The organism is Thioclava sp. F36-6 (assembly GCF_002020305.1).
GTDB classification, from domain to species: domain Bacteria; phylum Pseudomonadota; class Alphaproteobacteria; order Rhodobacterales; family Rhodobacteraceae; genus Thioclava; species Thioclava sediminum.
Genome location: NZ_MPZX01000001.1, coordinates 961694 through 983341, shown reverse-complemented (window position 1 = coordinate 983341; position 21648 = coordinate 961694). Strand labels below are relative to the sequence as shown.

The window sequence follows — 21648 nt, the reverse complement described above, 5'->3', positions numbered from 1 at the left end:
GGTCCCTTTCAGTTGCCCCTGCCGCTGAAGGCGAGCAGGTCTTCGAGATTGTCGTCGGCGCGCAGAAGCGCCTTGCGCACGCCGGAATGGCGCGCTTCGGTCGCGCGTTGCGCAAGCCGGGTCACGGGCGCGCCGATCAGCCACGGCACGCGCCCCTTCCCGCTTGAAAACATGCGGGTCAGCCCGGAAAGTCGGGTTCCGTAGAAGACCCGCAGCAGATCGTCGTCGAGCGAGACGAAGGTGACGAAGCTGCCCGGATCGCCCTGCCGTCCGCAGCGCCCGAACAGCTGACGGTCGATGCGGCGCGCATCGTGGCGACCGGTCGCGATGACATGCAACCCGCCGAGGTCGCGCATCTGCTGATCGATGCGAATGTCGGTGCCGCGCCCGGCCATGTTGGTCGCGACCGTGATCCGCCCATGACCGCCCGCTTCGGCGATGATATGGGCCTCGTGCTCGGTCTCGCGGGCGTTGAGCACGCGATGCGTCAGCCCCTCTTCTGTCAGGAGCGCGCTGATCTCTTCCGAGGCGGCGATGGATTGCGTGCCGATCAGGATCGGGCGGCCCGTCATATGGACGCGCTTGGCCTCGGCCAGAACTGCGCGCCATTTCTGATCGGCGGTCGCGTAATGGCGCTCACCGAGGTTCTTGCGGCGCGAGCGGCGGTTCGTCGGGATGCGTTTCGTGCGCAGCCGGTAGACCGCGCGCAGCTCGCCCGAGACCTCGGCTGCCGTCCCGGTCATGCCCGCCAGCGTCAGGTAGCGGCGGAAGAAGCGTTGGTAAGAAATCCGGATCAGCGTCTCCTGCCGACCCGTAATCTCGCACCCCTCTTTAACCTCGATCATCTGGTGCAGCCCGCGCTCCCACGAGCGGTCGGACATCACGCGGCCGGTATATTCGTCGACGATCTGAACGCCCGCCTCATCGACGATGTAATGCTTGTCGCGGTGATAGAGATGCAGCGCCGAGAGCGCCTGCCGCGCCAGTTCCTCGCGGTGAATTTCGGTGGCCCAGACGCCGCCGAAATGCGCGCTTAGCTGGCGCAGACGCGCTTTACCGAGGTCCGTCAGTTCGACCTTCCATTCCTTCTCGCGCACCGTGAAATCGCGCGGACGCGTCAGCTTGCGACCGATCTCGACGGCGCGCTGATAGGTCTGCTCCAGCCCCGAATGATCGCCGGCCCGGGTGATGATCAGCGGCGTGCGCGCCTCGTCGACCAGCACGCTATCCGCCTCGTCCACGATCGCGTAGCACAGCCCGCGCATCAGCAGCCTCTGCCGTTTCGGATCGGTCTTCGACAGCCCCTCCAGCGCCATATGCAGCGCGCGGGTCTCGCCTTCCAGCACCAGCCGGTCCTTGAGGTAATCGAAGGCCAACTGCTTGTTCGTGCAGTAACAAATGTCGCAGGCATAGGCCGCCTGACGTTCCTCGGGGCTCAGCCCTTCGATGATAACGCCGACGCTGAGACCCAACGCCCGATAGAGCGGCCCCATCCATTCCGCATCGCGCGCGGCAAGGAAATCGTTCACCGTCACAATATGCACCGGCACGCCCGAGAGCGCCATGATCGCGGCAGGCAGCGTCGCGGTCAGCGTTTTGCCTTCGCCTGTGTCCATCTCGGCGATCCGCCCGCGCAGCATCGCGCGCCCGCCCAGAAGCTGGACGTCGAAGGGGCGCATCTGCAGCGAGCGTTCGGACTGGATGCGCACCAACGCGAAGGCGCGGGCCACGAGATCGGCGCGCAGCCCCTTTACCCGCAACTTCTGCGCCACCTCGACGCGGGCCGCGTTGAAGGCATGCGCCTCCAGCTTCGCCAGCGTCTTCTCCTCCTTCGCGACACGCCGCAAAAAGCCCGCGCCCGCCGCCGATTTGATCGAGAAGAACTGCGACACCCGCCCCACCGCGCTCGCCATCACCCGGTCGAGCGTGCCGAGGCGTTCATCCTCGCGCTCGGGGTAGAAGGCAGTCAGCAGACCGGGGCGCTGGACGAGCATCTCAGACATCGTAGAGCCTCAGGAACAGCTGGCGCAGCGCGCGATAGGCCTGAAATCCGATCGGCAGGGTCCCATGCGAGAAGCGCACCTCGACGCGCCGCCCCAAAAGCGGCAGCGCCGCATCGGGGGCCATTTCCAGCTCGAACTCGAAGACCCGCTGCAGCGTGCGCAGCCCCTTGGTGTCACCCGGGTCGACCGGAACCGTGCCGCCACCCTGCAGCCCCAGCGCGGGCGTCGGCAGGTCGCGGATGCCGCCGGGCACTTCGCGCACGATGGTCGCGGGATAGCTCTGCCCGCCATATTCTACCGGCATCACATCGACGCGGCCCGTCGCGTTGCGCACCAGATCGACATCGTCCTGACCGACCACGACGCGCAGAGCCGCCGTGTCTTCCTCGGTCAGAACGTAGGAGATCACCTGTCCGCGTTTGGCGAACCTTCCCTGCAGATCCTCGCCATTGGGCACCACGGCCAGACCCGCGCGCGGTGCGCGGATCGACAATTCGTCGAGTTGCTGGGCGAGCCGGTTGCGGTCCTCGCGGGTCGCGGAAATCTCCGCCGCGATCATCTCGGCCTCGACCCGGTCAGTGCGCACCGCCGCCTGACGCTGCAGCTCCAACCCCGCCAGTTGCGAGTCCAGCACATCAAGCCGCGCGCTCAGAAGCGGATCGTCGAGCTTGATCATCACCTCGCCCGGCTGCACCGCGTCATAGGTCGCGACCGGCACCTCGGTCACGAAGCCGCTCGTGCCGACGCGCACCTGCGCCTGCTCGGAGGGCCACGTCACGCCGCTGACGACGGAACGATACGGCGCAGGCAGGACGAACAGGATCACGAAGAGCGCGACAAGGATCGCGCTTGTCACAAGGACCGCACGCGGCCTGTTGGAGCGGAGTTTCGGGCTGGAAGACAGAAAGGACATGGATTTGCCTATGGGCACGAGGATCTGCGTCGTGATCGCCCAGGCCGCCAGGAGCACGCCGATGAAGAAGAAGCGGCCGGCGATATAGGTGATGATCGCGAACATGATGAAGAGGCGATAGATGAAGGCGGCGATCCCGTAGAACAGGAACCAGCGCTTCTCGGCGGGCAGCGAGGTGACGGGCTCCGCCTCCTTCATCCCAAAGAGATATTTCTGCGCGAGATAGGCGTAGTAGCGGTTCGCGCGCTGGCCGAGATTGGGGATCTCCAGCCAATCGGCGAAGACGTAATAACCGTCGAAGCGCAAGAGCGGGTTGCCATTGAACAGAAGCGTCGAGACGCCCCCGATCAGCATCACGTTATAGGCGACCGCATGGGCCGCGCCGGTCTCGGCATTGAGCCAGACGAAAAGCGCGATCGAGGCGAGGAACAGCTCCACCATGATCCCGATCCCGCCGACCAGCATCCGCTGATACTTGTCGCGCAGGGCTGAGGCTGCCGAGGCGTCGACATAGGGCACGGGCACCAGAACCAGCAGCATGATCCCGATCTCATGGACCTCGCCGCCGTTCTTCTTCACTGCGTATCCGTGGCCCAATTCGTGAAACGCCTTCACCACCGGATAGACCAGCCACAGCACGAAAAGGTTCTTCGGCGTCAGCACCCGGTCCGCGATATTGTCGGTGATCGCGCCGAAATTGATCGCGGCGAAGATGAAGCCCGCGAGCACGACCAGCACCCAGATCACCGCGAAGGTGCGGGTGAAGAAGGGCCGCACGAAGGGCATGGTGCGGGTGAGAAACGCGTCCGGGTCCCAGATCGGGATGCGGATAGCCAGAGGCGACCAGATCTTCTGCTTGATCTGCATCGACTGGTGGCGCTGGTAGCGGCGGAACAGCTCACGCCCGTCGGGCGGCACGTCGCAGATCAGCGCGTCGGCTGCGTGCAACTGCCCCATCAGCCGGATCGCCTCGTCCTGCGTGGGGGCCTTCTCGCCAAGCTGCTCGTTGGTGGTATTCCACAGCTCGTCCATCGTGCGCTTTCCGTTCATCAGCCCGACCAGCCGCCACGCAGCCGGCGAGATGCGATGGAAGCGCCCCGTCGCGATGTCCTGAACCACGAACCAGACGCGCCCGCGATAATCGTGCCGATGGATCGCGACATGTCTACGCAGGCGCGGTTTGAGATCCTTCACCCGATACCAGGACGGAGAGAAGAGCGAGGTGGCCATGTCACGGCCACCAGGACCAGAGCGTCATGCGCACCCAGAGAACGATCCGCCGGGTCCAGATCCAGACGAGGCGGTGTTCCTCGACCTCGATCTTGGCGACCCCTTCCATGCCCGGACGCAGCGCATCGATCGGCCCGTCGGTCACGGAGGCCTCGACGAGGAACTTGTTCGCCCCCGCTTCGGCATTGGAGATCGGCGTGATCCGGTCGACCTGCACTTCGATAGGCGTGTCGGGCAGCGAGGCCAGAATGAGCGCGCCGCTCTCGCCTGCTTTCACATCCTTCACGTCGCGCTCGTCCACACGCAGCATCACGCGGTAATCATCGAGGGGGGCGACCTGGAACAGAACGTCGCCGCGCTCGATCGGCGCACCCAGCGCCTGCGTCAGATCGCCCGAGACCACGACCCCGTCGAAGGGCGCCTTGATCACCATCCGCCCGATCTCCTGATCGAGCAGTTCGATCTGCGCATCCGCCTGTTCGATTTGGCTTTGCAGGATCAGCGCCTTGGCGCGTTCGCGCTTGGCCATGGCTTGCGAATATTCGCGGGTCTGCTTGGACTTCTGGCTTTCCCATTTCAGCCGCTCGAGCCGCAGATCGCGGTCGTCGAGCTTGGCCATCACCTCGCCCGCCTTCACGATATCGCCCGCGCGCGCATCGGCCTCGGCCAGATAACCCTCGATCGGAGCCGAGATCGCGCGCTGGATACGGCCCTCGATGGTCGCATCGGCGGTCACGCGATACATGCCCTTGGCGAACCACGCGAAGGCCAGCAGAGCCACCAGCGCAATCGCGGCCAGTTTCAGCGCCGCATGATTGGGGCCGAACAGCGCCTTGAACGTATTGACGCTCGCATCCCATGTCTTCGCGGGCAGCCAGCGGTCCTCGCGCCGCTTGATCGCCAGAACGGGGCCGAGCAGCACGCCCGCATATTCCGCCATCTGGATCGTATCGCGCCCGAACGGCTCGCCCGCCGGGCGTTCCAGCACCAGCGCGCCGACCAGCTTCTTGTCCTCGGTCAGCGGCACCGTGCAGAGCGTCGCCCCGCCCTCGGTTTCCGACAGCGCGGCATGGGCGCGCAGCACCCGCTCGCTCCCGTCCTCGGGCGGCGGATAGCTCAGCACCGCCTGCTGGTCGATCGCCTCGTCCATCGCGGCCTCGATGGCGCGCACGAGGTTGGACCGCTTGCCAAAGCTCGCGGAATTCGACAGCGCCCGCACCCGCGCGTGGCGCCCGCGGGTCAGGCCGATCGCGACCAGTTCGCAATTCAGAACGCCCGCAAGTTCCGAGGCCACCGCCGTCGCGGCTTCGGTGAAGCGGTCGTAATGCAGGCTGGTCGCGAGCAGTTCGATCACCGAGGCGAGGCTGTCGCCCGAGCCGCCCTGCTTGCGGCGCAAAAACGCTTCGAGCCAGCCCGAGCCCCATTGCAGCTGATCGATCGCAAGGTCGGTGCGCGCGTCGGGATGCGTGCCGATCTGGATCGCCGCCGCACCGCGCAGATGGCCCTCCATGCGGATCGGCACCGCGATGGCCGCGCCGCCTTCGCTCAGCGTCTCGATCACCATGCGCTCGGCATGGATCGCGCCGTCGATGGCTGCCATCAGTTCGCGTTTCGGTTTCGCATTCTCTGGCCAGACCGCAGCGGGTTCGAACCGGCTGCGCCCGATCCCGGCCAGCACCACCAACCCTTGTTCCAGACCTGTCACCTGTCGGGCCATCGCGGCCAACCAAGCCTGCGATACCTGCGCGCGGTCTGTCCCTGCTTTCAGTCTGCCGAGCGTTTCGGAATCCAGAAATACCGAGCCCGTCGCCTCGCCAGACGCTGTCCCTGCGTGTTGCTGCAAAATTGCTCCCTCGAGGGTGCTCCCCAGCGCCCTTCCCGTTCGTCTATGTCCCTGAAAGTGCCGATTTAACGGCCAAAAACGCTCCCTTACCCGAAGTAAACGAGCAGTTCATGATTCCATCAAGAAAAAACGAGGCAGTTGAACGCATTGGCCCCTGCGTCAGCCTTTTGCATTGCGCGATTGTTTACCCGTTTGGCCTGAATTGCCTCGAGTCGGGGTCGTTGTTGCCAGTTCAGGCTCGGTAACCGGCGCAGGGCTCGGGGCTGCGGTGGTGTCGCTGGGCGCGGTGCCTTGCGTGGCTGTGTCAGTCGCCGTCTCGGAAGCGGTATCATTCGGGGTGTTCGGCACAGGGTTGGCCGCGGGCGTGGTGTCCTGAGCCGCGAGGGTCGGGTCCATCCAGGTGGCCGCGTCGCTATCGTCGGCCAGCCCGAGGATATGCCCGAACTCATGCTTGAGCGCATCGACGAGGTTCAGCCCTTCGCTGCCATCGAGCGACCAGCCATGCCCTGCCCCATCCGCATCGAGCGTGATCGCGCCCTCGGCGGTATAGCCCAGAAGCGTGCCGTCGAGCGAGGCGATAGAAATCTGCACCGCTTCGAGCTTCGCGATCTCTTCGGCGGTCAGGCCCAGTTCCTGCGCGATCTCTTGGAGCGCCTGCGCACGCGCCGCGGCCAGAAGGTCTTCATCGAGCACCGCACCTTCCGGCACCTCCGCGACCGAGACCGCATGGAGCGCCTGCGCCGCCTCGATCGTCAGCGACCAGCTTTCCAGCGTGCCGGTCTTGCGCTTCGCCCCGTCGACGATCTCCAGCGTCCAGACCCCGCCCGACATCTTGCCCTCGAGCGCCGCTAGATCGCCTGCCGGGCGATAGGTCACGCCGTAAGGTGCCGCCGCGCCGGTGATGCTCTCGGCGGCCGCATCGTCGAAGCGCGTGTCGATCGCCGTGCCATCAAGCGCCGCGAACAGCTCGATCCGCGAGCCGTCCGGCGCGATCAGCGTCACGGTCAGGTCGCTCAGCCGCTCATGGGTGAGGCTCAGCGTGACGTCGAGATCGGCGATCACCACATCCGAGCCGACATAGAGGCTCTGCGTGGTCACGCCCTGATCCGCAATCGCGATGGGACCGGCGGAATTGTAGTCGTAGATCAGCGAACCGGTGTCGGGCGTGAAATAAGCCGGGTCGTTCGTCGCGAGGCGCACATCGTCGAAGCTCGCCGCATCGAAGGCCATCAGACCGACCGCGCCATCCGCAACCGGGGCGTAGAAGGCATGCCCCAGCACTTCGTGGCCGTTGAGCGCGAGGCTGACCGTGCTGCGGGCGAGCGTGATCTCGAGCTTGTTGGACTGGCTGCCGTCGATGGCGATGTCGTAGCTGGCGGTTTCCACGAACCCGTCGCGATGCGTGTAATAACCGATCGAGACGCGGTCATTGGCGGCATCGATCACGGCATATTTGTAGCGCCCGTCCGTGTAGCTGTCGAAGACGAAGCCCGCGCGACCGTTGGTCTCGATCTGCGCTGCAAGCCGCGTCACGGAGGTCTCCGCGATCACCAGATCGGACAGCGCGATGGCGGGCACACCGGTGGGCTGGGCATCCAGCGCGCCTGCATCGATCTGCCAGGCGGTATCGGTGGCGAAACGATCCGCGATCCCGTCCGAGAAGTCCTCGGTCTCATCGAGGGTGAATTCCGGGGGCAGCACCTGCACCGCGATATTGTCGAGCTTGGTCACCGAGTTCTGCGCGCCGATCCCGACATAGCCCGAGTTCAGCCCGTGGGTGACGCCGTATTGATCGATCCGCGCATCGAAGACATGGGTGAAGTACTCCTGCCCGTCGATCACCAGCGTCGCCGTCAGCCCGTTGATCGCGAGCAGCAGGTTATAGGGCGTGTCGGGCTTGGCCTGAACCGGGGTCTGCTCCAGCACGATCCAGCCATCGGCGGTGCGGATACCCATTTCGAACTTGTCGGTCGAGATGTTCACGCCCGCGAATTTGAAGTCGGTCGGCGACTGGTAGTCGAAGATCAGATAGGCGTTCGACTTCAGGCCCGCCGTGGGCTTGCCGCCGACGATGGTCGCCTTCATCTCGAAGTAGCTGGGCAGCGCGTCGCCAATATAGAAGACCGAGACCGCATCGCCGCCGAGCGTTTCCGGGCTCACCGCGAAGGCGCCGCCTTCGACCGTCCAGACCCCGCTATCGGCGGCGAAGCCCTGCGCGTCCTTGCCGCCGCCATTGCCATTGAAATCGGCCGAGCGCAGCACGTCACGGCGACCGCCCGGAATGTTGCCCGGCTGCGGATCATTCGGCGCGCCGGTCTGCTCCTGCCATGCGTCGTCCTTCTGCATCACCAGCCCCAGTTCGCCCCACGGCTCGCCGTTGCGGTCGGCGTTGTAGTCACCTGTATCGGCCGCGCGGGTCGGGTCGGCGCCGTCGGAGGCCGAGAGATCGTAGAGATACTCCTGGATTTGCGGGGCCAGCGCACGGGAGATCGTGAAGGCACCGAAGGGCGCGAAGGGCACGATGTAGCTGTTGAACTCGCCCACCCAGTCGATCAGGCGATCGCCACCGGTATTGCCGATCATGATGTCGCGACCGGCACCGCCATAGACGATGTCCTCATAGCTCGACGACGTATCGGGCGTGTCATTCGCGCCAAGGGCCGATCCATCCGCGTCGCGGGTGTGATCGTCGTCGACATCGATCAGATCGTCGCCCCAGCCGCCATAAACATGGTCGCGCCCGGTGCCGCCGACGAGCCAATCATTGCCCAGATCGCCGAAGATCACGTCATTGCCGTCGCTATAGACCGGGCTGCCATCCTGCTCGAGCGTGCCAACCTGCGGCGCACCCGGATCGGCCGGATCGAAGCTCGCGAAGAAGGCCAGACCGTCGGTCGCCTCGGAGAGCGAGACGTAATGGCCAGCGGCGTCGATCACGATCACATCGCGCGGGTTGTATTCGTCATAGGCCGCGAACTCGCCCGCGTAGAAGGCGTTGTAGCCCAGCGCATTGCCCTGCGTGGCCGCGGGATCGGCGGACCAGAATGGCACCGTGTAATCCGAGCGCACGAGCACGCCCGCGACACCCGGTGCCAGCGCGTCGTTCGGATAGGCGAGATACCAGGCCTCGGCCAATGCCTCGGCGCCCGAGACCAGATCGTCGCCCGCGCCGCCATGCAGGAAGTCGTCCCCCAGACCGCCATAGATGATGTCGTCGGCATAGGCCGGGTCCTGCAGCGGATCGTCGGTCTGGCCATCGGCGGTCAGGAAGAAGGGCGTGAGGTTCACAGTCTTCTTCAGCGCGCCTTGGACGTTGATATCGGCCTGCTGGATCTTGCCCGGGGTCGAGATCGTCTGCGGGCTGACCGGCAGAACACCGTAGAGCGGCTCGCCATAGCCACGGTCGTTGCGCGAGGTCCAGATGCGGCCATCGTCGCCCAGCACGCCGTCCTGACCCGTGCCGCCCGAGATCCAGTCATGACCCCAGCCGCCGATCAGATCGTCGTCCTGACCTTCGCCATAGAGCACGTCATTGCCGCGCATGCCGTAGATCGCGTCGTCGCCGCCCTCGCCGTGGATCTCATCCGCGCCGCCATTGTCGGCCAGCGCATCCGCGCCCCAGACATCCGGGCCGCCGGTATGGTAGTCGAGCAGCTCGACCGCGCGCACCACCAGCCAGGCGTCGGAATGATACGCGCCGCCGATGACGGTGCCCGAGGCCCGCGCCGGATCGAGCGTGTCGTAGTTGAAGCCGAGGAAGCCGGTCGCACCCACCAGACGCAGGATGCGGCCGTTGTCGCCAAGGATCACATCGGCGTCGCCGGCGTGGGCATTGGCGCCGCTCTGGCCGTAGTCGTTGCGGCTCAGCGTCACCGGATCGCCCTGCCCGCCGAAGAGCATATCCGCGCCGTCGGGACGGAAGGTCTCGTCGACATTCGCCGTGGCCAGCAGATCGAGGCTGAAGCCCTCACCGGTCGCGCGCGCATCATGGATGTAGAGATCCGAGGAGCCGCCGATGACGTCGTCCTGCCCCAGCCCGCCGAAGACGATGTCGTCGCCACCATTGGCCTCGATATAGTCGTCGCCGTCGCGCGCCGCGTCGATGCTGCGGGTCGGGTTCACGCTGAGCGTGCCGTCGGAGAGGCGCGTGGCGTAGCCGTCATCGGTTGCGTCATAGGCGGTGGTGAGCGCAAGGCCGCGGAACGTGGCCGAGCCGTCGCCCTGGATCGCATCGTCGCCAAGCTGACCGAAGATCACATCGTCATCCGCGCCGCCTGCGAGGTAATCCGCGCCATAGAGGTCGGTCCGGGTCGCTTCGTTCGCGTCGGTGTGATCGAAGAGGGCGATCAGCCGCTCTTCCACGCCGGTCGGGTTGGTCTGTGCCGTGTTCCCTGCGTTCGAGCCGGTGCCGTCATCGGCAGCGTCATAGATCGTCAGCGTGCCATCGGCGAGCATCCGGAAGCGCAGACTCTCGGCCGCATCAGTGCGGATCACGATGCCATTGTCGCCAAGGATCACGTCGTTATCGGTCGCATTCGGGTCGAGCGCCTGCGCGTCCAGATCGAACCAGGCGCTGATCACCGGGCGATCCTCGAACAGTACCGCACCATTGCCGTCGATACGGTCCGCGCCATCATCGCCGCCCGGACGGTTATGCCCCCCGATCAGATCATCGTCGCCGTTGCCGCCATAGATCACATCGGCGCCCTGCTGGCCCAGCACGATATCCGCGCCATCCTCGGCGAAGATCATGTCGCGCCCGCCGCCGTCGTTCTCGCTGCGCAGGATCGAGTAGAAGTCGAACTGCGTGGTCAGCTCGGTCAGGTTCAGCGGCAGCAGGTCGGCATCCACGCCACCGCCCGGCTGCGCCACGATCCGACCGTGATCGCCGAAGACCAGATCGTTGCCCGCGCCTGCGAAGATCGTGTCATCCGCCGTGCCGCCGATGATGAAGTCGCGGCCCGCGCCGGTGGCGATCAGATCGTTGCCGCCGATCATCGCACCGGTCGCCGCATAGCGGTCCTCGGTGGTCGCGATCTCGTCGATATCGGAGGCGTCATAGTCGAGGCCCACCCAGTCGATGAAGCCGGTATCGCCGATCACGATATTGCCCGCGTCATGCAACGTGGTCGCTGTGTCGGTCGCGGCATAGACCTCGTCGATCTTCACGTTGATCGCATCGCCGCCCGCCCCGCCGAGCACGATATCGTAGCCGATGCCCGCAAGGATCACGTCATCGCCGCCAACCTCGGGCGCGGTGGTCTCGATTCGGCCCAGCGTGATCGCTTGGGTGCCGAAGCGCGGCGCGTTGTCCGTCGCGGCCACGATCCGGCCGTTGTCGCCCAGCACGATATTGTCGCCCTGGCTCGCGTTCACGTAATCGCCCGAGATGACGGTCTCGCCATCGCCCCAATCGACGCTCAGAGCCCCGCCGTCGACGCCCGCGATGACGATATCGTCGCCGCCGCCGGTCACGATCCAGTCGGCCCCGCCGATCGCCTCGGCGGTCGAGGCGATCTCGTCGATGTCGGAGGCATCGCCATCCGCCTTGACCCAGTCGATATAGCCATTGTCGCCAAGGACGATATTGCCCGCATCGCGCAGGGTCGTATCGCCCAAGGCGACGTCATAGACCTCGCCCTCGGCCACGCGGATCACGTCACCCGCCGTGCCGCCCAGCACGATATCGAAGCCGATGCCCGCAAGGATCACGTCATCGCCGCCGATCTCGGGCGTGGTGGTCTCGATCCGGCCGAGCGTGATCGGCTGCGTGCCGAAGCGCGGCGCATCATCCGTGGCGGCCACGATCCGACCGTTGTCGCCCAGCACGATATTGTCGCCCTGGCCCGCATCGACATAGTCGCCCGCGATCTGCTGCCCTTCGGCAAGGATCGTCGCGGCGATGGTTTCGCGGTCGCGCGAGCGGGTGCCGTCGATCAGCGCGTCGAGGATCGTCTCGCCATCTTCACCGGCGAGCACGATATCGTCGCCTAGACCCGTCACAATCCGGTCGGAGCCGCCATAGGTCTCGGCGGTGGTGGCGATCTCGTCGATATCGGTGCGGTCGCCGTCAGCCGAGACGTAGTCGATAAAGCCGCTGTCGCCGATCACGATATCCATGCCGCTGTCGGTCGCGCCGTCGGTGGTGATCGTGTCGCCATTGACGCCGCCCAGCACGATATCGTCGCCGCCCAGCGTGGTGATCGTGTCCGCGCCGCCGATGGTCGGGTCGATCGTGTAGATCAGCGTCGGCGCGACATCGGTGCCGTCATTGACGTGATCCGGGCCGCCCGAGCCGAGCTTGAGCGCATAGCCCGTGCCGTCCGCGGTGAGGTAGTCGATCCGGCCGCGATCACCGAAGACGATGTCATTCGCGAGCCCCGAGGTGATGCGGTCATCGCCCTGCCCGCCGAAGATGATCAGCGGCAGCGTGCTGAGGGCTGCATCGACGATATCGTCATCGGCGAATTCCAGATAGTCGCGGGCATAGCCCCAGTCGGGCGCGTAATTCGCATCATGCGGGCCTTGGGTGTTGAGCACGAAAGCCCCGTCCTCACCCGCCTGCAGATCGACGGTCACGTCGTCATTGCCGAGACCGGTATTCAGAACCGTCAGCTCGCGACCGCCTTCGATGTCACGCGCATGGGTGCCGTCGATCGCGATCGCATCCGCGCCGAAGCCGGTCCAATAGGTGATGCCGCCGAGGAAGTTGCCCGCCGCATCCGCGCCATAGGTGATCGGCGCGGGCGCGATGCCGACGACGAAGATCTCGTTGACGCTCGACAGCTCGGTATCGTCGCCCCAGGCGGTGGCCGCAGCCAGCGCGGCATCGCGGTCATCTGTGATCTCGGCGCGGAGATCGGTGGTGCCGTCGCCCTGCACCGTCGCCTCATCCGAAATCATCAGCTTGTGGCGGCCGGTGCCCGCTTCGATGTTGAGCATGCCTTCGATGTTCAGCAGATGGCCGGTCAGGAAGGTCGTGTCGGTGTCGAGCCCGAAGCCCGCCTCGGAGGAGACATAGATCCGCTCGTCACCCGCGCCAAGGTTCAGCGTCGTATGGGCGGTGGTGCCGCGGACGTTGATCACATCGTTGCCCGCGCCCATCCCGATCTCGAGATATTCGACACCGTAGTAATCGACACCGTCCATCCGGGTCTCGAGCTTGGCCAGATCGGTCTGGATGCCCAGCGGGCCGAGCAGATAGTCGAGCGCCGGGTCGCCGCCATTGACCACGACCGAGATCCGCTCGCCCGAGCGCGAGGTGATCACCAGCACCGTGCCCTCGACATGGGCGATGATGTTCGGGCCCTGGGCATCCATGATCTGAGCCGCCAGCGCCGCAGCCACATCCGCCGCCGTGTCGCCGGCCAGCGCGGTATAGGCGAAGCTCGACAGTGCGAAGTCACCCGGGAAGGCATCGTCGAAGAGCGGCGTCGCCAGATCGGTCAGATCGATGGTGAAGGTGTCGCCCGCGCTCGGCTCGGCGATATCGATGCGCGCCTCCAGCACATCGCCGGTCAGGCCGCGCGTATCGACAGCCTCGACCGTGGTCTGGGCCAGCGCGCCCTGGAAAGTCAGGTAGATCGTGTCGCCGAAGCGGTCGACCGCGAAGTTCTTCGTGTAGGGCAGGAACGGACGGCTGTTATTCGGGTTCAGGATCGGCTCGAGGATCGCGGCGATCTCTTCGGCCGTCGCGTCATAGGCGATCGGGTCGGAGATACGCAGATCCATGTTGCCCAGCACATCCGGCACCATGAAGGCCAGCGTGAAGGTGCCGCCCTCGGCCGCGATGGTGATCGCCTGCATCTGGTTCAGGCCCGGATCTGTAGTGCCCTTGATGACTTCGGTCACCTCGACATTGGCGGTGGTGTTCGCGTCGCTGGTGATGCCGCTCGCATCGACGATCAGGTCGGGCAGATCGACGCCGCCGGTCGGGCCGCCGAAGATGACGGTGTAGATATAGCCGCTATCGGTCGCCTCGACGCTCACCTGCGCATCGGAGCCGTAATCGGCAAAGACCGTGTCGATCGCCGCCTTCATCGCCGCGGCATCCGCATCGAAGGCCACCGTGACCGGCGTTCCATCCGGCAGCGCCAGCGTGAAGCTGCCGCCGGTGCCGCGGGTCTCGATCTGGATACGCTCGGCCACCGAGGGCATATCGAGCCCGGCCACGCGCGCGCCATCCAGCACGAGGACATTGTCGTTCAGATCGGCGCTGTCATCGAGGAACAGACGGTCGTTCTCGCCCGCGCCCATATCGACGATCAGCAGGCCGGTGATCTGGTCGACCACGCCCTGATCGGAGCCGACATAGACCTGATCGTCGCCGTTGCCGGTGCGGATGATCGTGTGACCGGCAGTGGTCTTCACGTAGATCACGTCATTGCCGTCCGCGCTGTCGATGATGGTCTTGCCGCGATGGGTGCTCTCGACCGTGAAGGTATCCACGTTGCGGCCCAGACGGATGTCGACCACTTCGAGGCCGGTATAGCTGACGCCACCCGCGATCAGCTCGCCGCCGATATAGGTGTCGCCGCCCATGCCCAGACCCGAGAGATGGTTCTCGGTCAGCACGCCGCTGTCGATGGCCGGGCTCTCGTTGTTGAAGACGGTGAGCGTGTCGATCTGCTCGGCCTCGTCCACGCGCAGGTTCGGATTGACCGGCGCGTAGGTGATGAGCGCACCCGGATCGGTGTCGAAGTCGGCGGGCGGCGTGCTCTCCAGCACCATCTGACTGCCCGAGACGACCGGCGCATAGACCGAGGAAATCCGCGCCGCCAACCCTTGGGTGACCGAGCCGAAGCTGCCATCGGAGGTGACCGAAGCCGGCGTGGCCGCACCGTTGATCGTCAGCGCCCAGCTCGCGCCACTCGCCGGCGGCTGGATCAGGTGGAACGCGGCCGCGGTCCAGTGGATATTCGCGTCGTTATAGAGGCTCTGCACCGGCGCGCCGCCGATGGTCGAGGTCAGGCCCGCATAGGTGGTCACCGCGATGTCAAAGGCGGCTGCATCGGCGCGCTTCACATGCAGGCGGGTCTCGCCCAGCAGGTTCACCGTCGCCACCGCCTCGTATTCGGCCGAAGCGTCGATCAGCGCGGCCAGTTCGCGCAGCACGATCGAGCGGTAGGCGTGTTCCGTGTCCGGCGTGTAGCTGAAGTCGGTGCCATCGAGCGTCACGGTCACGGTCTCGAACGCGGTCACATCGCCCGCCAGATCGACCGAAGCCGTCAGCCAGTCGATCAGCGACAGGTCGCTCTGATCGGGGGTGCCGAAGAACCAGACATAGCCCGCCTCGACCGCATCCTGCGCGCCGACCATCAGCGTGAGCGTCATGCCCGCATCGTTGACGAGCGAAAGGATATCTTCCGAGACGCTCGCGACATCGACACGGCCGCTCAGCGTGCCATCGGGATCGATGGTCGCGATGTCGTAGATCGTGGCGGTGTCGTTGATGCGCGGATCGAAGCCCGGACGCTCGCCATAATCGCCGTTCACATGGGTCAGCTCTTCGGGATCGATGGTGATCACCGTGCCACCATCGGTCACCGTCCCGGTCACGCCATCAGCGAGCGGAATGTTCGTCTCGCCCGGCAGCAGCACCGGCACGCGCAGCGACACGTCGGTATCGCTCTCGCCACCGATGATCGAAACCGGGCCGCGGATCGAATTCACGCGGTCGTTGAAGGCGCCGAAGACCTGCGCGTCGCCGCCATCCACGATCGCATCGTCGATCGCGATCACGGTGATCTGCTGCGGGGTCATCCAGTTGGTGTTATCGAACTCGACGAACTGACGCGCCGCGATCTCGCCGGCCTTCTGGCCGCTGACCGAGGCCGAGGCCGCGTAATCCGCCGCCGGATCGGCCAGCTCGCGGATCGAGATCACGCGACCATCGACGATCACCTCATAGGCGCGCGGATCGCCATTCGCGGTGGCCGCATCATTCGCGAGATTGATCTGGGCACCCAGCGCGGCAGCGATGTTCGACAGCGACTGCCCTGCGCTAACGGTATGCCAGAAGCTCTGGCCGTCGAAGTTGACCGTCCAGACCTCGCCCGCCGCAGGCACGCCCATCATCTCGAATTCAAGGACATTGGCGAAGTTGAAGTCCTGCACGGTGCGGGTGTCGATGCTGCCCTGGCTGTCGCCCGCGATGCCGACCTCGACGAAGAAGCGGGTGAAGCTCGCGCTGGCATCGACCGAGATTTCGATCGCACCATCGGCGGTCAGCGTGGCGTTGTAGCCGGAGACCCCGTTGATCGCGGCGATCAGGCCCGCAGCAACCGCATCAAGATCGTCGCCCGCCTGAACCGTGTAGCCGACCGTCTGGGCGCCAGCGCGGAGGTCCACATCGTCGAACAGGGTTACCTGCCAGGTCTCACCCGCGACCGCCTCCCCTGCCAGCGACAGGGCTGCAAGCGGCGCTGCGACCTGAACCTGAACCAGCTCGTTCTCGCCGAAGTTCGCATCCGCGTTGAACGCCTCTTGCGAATTGTAGGTGCGGGTCGGCAGCGGGGTGACGTCGACGCGGACCGTGTTGTTGCCGCTCAGCGCACCGGTCAGCACGACCGAGAAGCTGTCAACGACCTGCACATCGCCCGGCGCCCGCTCGGCCAGATCGGTCGAACCACCGGTCTGGATGATCTCCACCGTCGGCGCGTCGTCATCGAGCACGGTGACGTCGAGCGGCGCGGGCGCGAGATTGTCGCCGTTGCTGCCCACGACATAGCTGTAGGGCGTGAACTGCTGCGCGAGTTCGGCATTGGTGATGTTCGTGCCGATCTCATAGGCGAGGCTCGTGCCCTCGGGGATCACGATCGGGGTCAGCGGCGCCGCGAAGGCGATGCGGGCAAGCTGCCAATGGGTCTGCGACTTCACCGCATCCGCGCTGACATAGGCGCCGCCGGTCCGGGTGTTCGCCGCGTCGGGGCTCGTCTTGCGCAACACTTCGATCGAGAAGGACTCGATGCCGCCCGCGCCCGGGGTGCGGAAGATGAAGATCTCGCCCAGATCGTAGCTCGGCGGCGTCAGGCTCGCATCGCTCGCGATTGCGATCGAGGCGTCTTCACTGTCGAGCGGCAGCAGCGAGAAGGCCGTGGCCGAGGTCAGCGTGATCGCGCCATTGGCATCGACCACCGCCGTGATCCCGAGATTGGCGGCGTTGATCTGCGCTGCAAGTTCGTCGGAGATGCCCGCGATCCCGCCCAGCTCATCGCCCGATTGCGAGGTGTAGCTGATGAGCTGACCGTCGACGAGGATGGTCCAGGTCTTCGCCCCGGCATTGGAGTAGATCGCACCGTCGACCGAGGGCAGCAGCGTCGCTTGCAGATAACCCGCCGAGGCCGAGTAATCGGCGCCCGCGAACTGGGCGACCAGCTTGTTGACGATGTCGCTCATGGTGTCGCCGAACTCGGCGGTCGCCTGCACCTGCAGCCCGTCGAGCTTGATGATCCAGGTCGCGCCATCGACCAACGTGCCATCGGCGGCGAGCGTGCCGTCGGCCAGCGACGCGCCGAGGCGGAAGGCCACGATGTCATAGGCGCGCTTGCTGGTGGCCGCATCGACGCTCAGCTCATCGCTCGAGAACTCGAACGCGTCGCCCGAGATCGAGACATAGATGTCGTCGGTGGGCGTGAAGAGATAGCCGGAGGCGGGATCGCTGGTCTCGATCAGGAGCTTGAAGGAGACGCCCGCCGCTGCCGCGATGCTGCGCGTGGCACCCGTGCCCGTCATCGTCGCAGCCTGCTCGGCGTCCGCGTTCACCAGCGTCGCGAAGGCATCTGCGATATCCGCGGCGGTGGCGGTCTGATCGAGGCGCGCATCGACGACGATCGTGCCCTCGGTCACGGTCGAGAGATCCGCCACCACTTCGCCGATCCCGACGCCGACCACATAGTCGATGCCGCCCAGCGTGAGCGTGTAGATCTCGGACACGGCCGTGTTCGGGCGCAGGATCGTCAGATCGGCCGCGGTATAGAGCACCTCGGCGCTGCGCGGCTGGCTGATATCGCGGTTGATATTCGCCGCGACCCCGCCGGCCACATCCGCATAGGTCGCACCAAGGAAGGCGTCGCGCGTGTCTTCGAAGATCGTGGGCTGGATGCGGGCGTAATGCACACCCTCGTCGGCGCTGTCGTTCACCGCGGTGATCGTCACGAATTTCGCGGTGTTCCAATCGGAGCCGTCGAAGTTCACGACATTCGAGGACAGCGTCACGTTGCCATCGACGGCGAAGTTCACCTGCACCGGGCCGGTCGGCGCGCGGCTCAGCATCACGGCGAAGCGGTCATTCGCGGCAAGCGCTGCGGCCTCGGCCACGATGGTGTCGCCCGCGAGATCGATGGCCGAGGAATTGTCGACCGGGAAGATCAGCAGCTCGGCCACTTCATCGTCGATCACATCGACCAGCATGTTCGGCACGGCGAGATTGTCGAAGCCGGTATCATCGGCGCGGCTGTCGCCTTGGGTCACGGTATGGCGCAGCTGAACGATACCGCGACCCTCGGCCACCAGATCGTTGATCGCGGTGACGGTCACGTATTGCGGCGTATCCCAATTGGCCGCCGTGAAGTGCAGCACCGTGCCCGAGGCCGAGCCGTTGACCAGCACACCCTCGGCGCCCGCGGCCACATCGCCCTCGGTGCCCAGCGTCGGCGAGATCGTGATGTAGACGTCTTCGTCCGGTGCGCGCGAGAGCGCGATCGCGTAGCGGGTGACCGACATGGTCGGATCGGCGGTTGCGGCCTCGAAGACGCGCAGCACGCTGGAGCCCGCCTCGCCATCGGTGTTGAAGAAGACCAGATCGGGCGCGTCATTGTCCTTGATCTGCGAGACCGGATCCTGCGCCCAGATCGCCTGATAGCGCGGATCGGTGCTGTCGACCGTCGTCTGGATGAGACCGCTGTGACCGTTGAGACCGTTCGACACGACGGTGATCGCGCCGCCCTCAGTCACACCGTCGAGATCCGAGCCGCCGAGGTTCACGCTATCCGATCCCAGACCGCCCACGATCTCCAGCAGAACGCCCTCGGAGGTGCTCTCGATAAAGAAGGTGTCGTTGCCCTGCAGCGCGTCGACCACCAGCTTCTCCATGCCGGTGTAGGAGATGAAGAGCCCGCCGCCATAGACGCCGTCTTTGGTGATGACGTAGTCGTCGCCCATCTCGGTGCCGATCACGGTCATCGTATCGAAGCCGTCGCCGCCATCGATGCGCACCGGCGCGTTCACCGCATATTGGATGAAGTCGGCACCCTGCCCGCCATTGATGTTGGTAAACGGCGCAGCCGGGTCGTTCGGGTCGACGCGAACGAAGGAGCGGACCTGGAACGTGTCGTCATCGGCCTCGCCATAGAGGAACAGCTCGGCCTTGTTCGAGTAGACGGTGAAGCTGTCCTCGCCGTCGCCGCCACGGATCGTGGTGTCGAAGCTGACGCCGTTCGACAGGAAGCCGACGGTGACCTGCGTGGTCTCGTAATAGTCGATGCCGCTCAGGCCGTTATAGGGGTTCTGCTCGTCGCGGAAGGAGGCGAAGAGCTGGCCGATCTGGAACGTGTCGTCGCCCGCATCGCCGAAGGCCTGAACGCCCGCGAGCGTGTCGTCGAAGACGAAGAGGTCATTGCCCGCGCGCCCGAAGACCCGCAGATCGGCGTCGATGGCGGAGTTGTATTCCACCCGCTCGACCACGGTGTTGAGGATCGTGCCGTCCTCGGCGATCGGCAGCGCCGCGACCACGCCCACATCGAGGTCCTGATTGGCGCGGAACAGGAACAGGTCGCGCCCGTCCGTACCGCGGATTTCGGCGCGGTCGATGCCGTCGAAGGCGGTGCCGGTGTCGAGGATGCGGATCGTGGAGTTGCCCGCGCTGGCCAGACCGATGTCATAGAGGTCGCTGCCCGCCTGACCGTCGATATCCAGCTCGAACCCGTCGATGCCGTTGAGGAAGGTCTGGGTGCCGTCGGCGTAGTAGTTGACCTGCACCAGATCGTTGCCCGCACCGAGGTTGAGGAAGGTGCGGCCCGAGATCTTCTCGATGGTGATCGCATCCGAGGTGGCATCGCCCGTCGCGGTCTCGTCGCCGGTGTTCAGCGTGGTCAGACCCGCATGGGTGTCGGAGACGTGGAAGCCGTTATTGCCGTTGCTCAGCGACAGCTCCAGTTCCTCGAAGCCCGCATAGACCACGCCCAGCGTCATGCCGAGGCCGACGATCTCGGTGCCGCTGAGATAGCCGCCCTGATCGGGCAGCGTGTCGCCCGCATCCGACACGATCAGCGTATCGCCATGGTTCACGATGGTGCCGTCGACCTCGTAGGTGACCGGATCGTTCGCGCCCGCATCGATCGTCAGGTAGCCGAACAGGATCGCGTTCAGCGTGCCGTCATTGGCCAGCGGCGTGTCGGGGTCGTCATCGGTGACGGTGACCGCATCGTCGCCCGCGCCGGTGCCGATCGTGGTCGGGCCGTTGATCGCGAAGACCTTGATGATATCGGCGCCGTCGCGGGTCTCGAGCGTCGTCACGTCGCGCTTGCCGGTCGACTTGAGGGTGACGTCGTTCACGCCGTCGCCCAGATCGACATTGACGTTTTCGAGCGCGATGTAGCGGATGCCCGCGGTCGCAGCGGTGAAGCCATCCACGAAGATGAAGCCCTCGACCGCGGTGCGATCTTCCAGCCCGATCACCCCGGTGGTCGCGCCGGTATTGCCGCTGTCGTCGATGTTGAGCGTGTCATTGCCCCGATCGGCGAGGAGCGGGCCGCTATAGGTGTCATAGGCGTCGATCTGGATCAGCGCGGCGATGCCCGAGAGCGTGCCGCCCAGCGGGGCGGTGCCCGGCTCGGACGAGGCGGCGGAGCCGAGGTTGATCACGTCGTCGCCGATGCCGCTGTTGATGTAGATCGGCAGATCGGTCGCGGTGACCGCGATCACGTCGGCGCCTTCGCGGGTATCGACTTCGATCACGTCGAGATTGGTGTGATCGATGCTGACGGCAGCCGCGCCCAGCACCTTGCCAGCCGCATTGGTGTAGCGCGAGGCGGCCATCAGGCCCACCGACATCGCGACATAATCGTCGCCCTGCGAGCCCAGATAGACCAGCTTGTCCACGTCGGTGGTGCTGCTGTCGGTGATATGAACGGTGAAGCCCGAACCGAGCGGAGCCGCGATGATGTAATGCTCCAGATCGCCGCTCGCATCCGAGCCCGCATTGTCGAGCGTCACGGTGCCGTTGAAGGCGCTGACGCCGATCGCGAGACCGCCCACCGTCACCGAGCCGCTCAGGTCGTTGACGACGAAGGTGTTGTTGACGCCGTCGCCGCCGGTCAGATCGACCGCCTCGAAGATACCGTTCAGACGCTCCACCGTGGTCTCGCCCGCGCCAATACCGGAGGCGCTCCACAGATCGGCGTCGCCCGGCACCATCGCGCCATCGGTCGTGCCGTCCGCATAGGCTGTGGAGCCGTCCGCCTGGAAGACTTTGCCGACGAGGAACAGGTTCTCGTAGAGGCCCATATCCTCGCCCGCGAAGACCTCGATCAGCGTGTCGGTCTCGTTCGCCTCGTCGGTGTCGCGGAAGACATCGAGCCCTTCGCCGCCCGTCACGGTATCCGAGCCCGCGCCGCCATCGATCACGTCGTTGAAGATCGAGCCGATGATCCGGTCGTTGC

The 21648-nt window shown here is 65.6% G+C and carries 4 protein-coding genes (1 of these 4 running past the window's edge); all 4 read right to left on the bottom strand.

Going from position 1 to position 21648, the window contains the following annotated elements; all coding sequences use genetic code 11:
* Positions 1 to 8: 8 nt before the first annotated feature.
* On the bottom strand, positions 9 to 2003 hold the full coding sequence (locus BMI88_RS04455) for a preprotein translocase subunit SecA (RefSeq protein WP_078546404.1): 1995 nt from the start codon (positions 2001 to 2003) through the stop codon (positions 9 to 11).
* Positions 1996 to 4146: a hypothetical protein gene (locus BMI88_RS04450; protein ID WP_078546402.1), complete on the bottom strand. Its 2151-nt coding sequence runs from the start codon at positions 4144 to 4146 to the stop codon at positions 1996 to 1998. The genes BMI88_RS04455 and BMI88_RS04450 overlap by 8 nt, the downstream gene beginning before the upstream one ends.
* A 1-nt stretch (position 4147) precedes the next feature.
* Positions 4148 to 5863, bottom strand: coding sequence for an HlyD family efflux transporter periplasmic adaptor subunit (locus BMI88_RS04445; protein WP_146673469.1), 1716 nt, complete (start codon positions 5861 to 5863; stop codon positions 4148 to 4150).
* Between the two features lie 285 nt (positions 5864 to 6148).
* Positions 6149 to 21648 carry the 3' end of a matrixin family metalloprotease gene (locus BMI88_RS04440; RefSeq protein ID WP_146673468.1) on the bottom strand. The gene runs 23800 nt beyond the window's last position, so 15500 of the gene's 39300 nt are visible here — the last part of the coding sequence; its start codon lies off the right edge, out of view — the gene reads right to left on this strand; the stop codon is at positions 6149 to 6151.

Coding starts and splice junctions, on each gene's coding strand:
- BMI88_RS04455 (WP_078546404.1), bottom strand. CDS start 2,003: ATGTCTGAGATGCTCGTCCAGCGCCCCGGTCTGCTGACTGCCTTCTAC.
- BMI88_RS04445 (WP_146673469.1), bottom strand. CDS start 5,863: ATGGCCCGACAGGTGACAGGTCTGGAACAAGGGTTGGTGGTGCTGGCC.
- BMI88_RS04450 (WP_078546402.1), bottom strand. CDS start 4,146: ATGGCCACCTCGCTCTTCTCTCCGTCCTGGTATCGGGTGAAGGATCTC.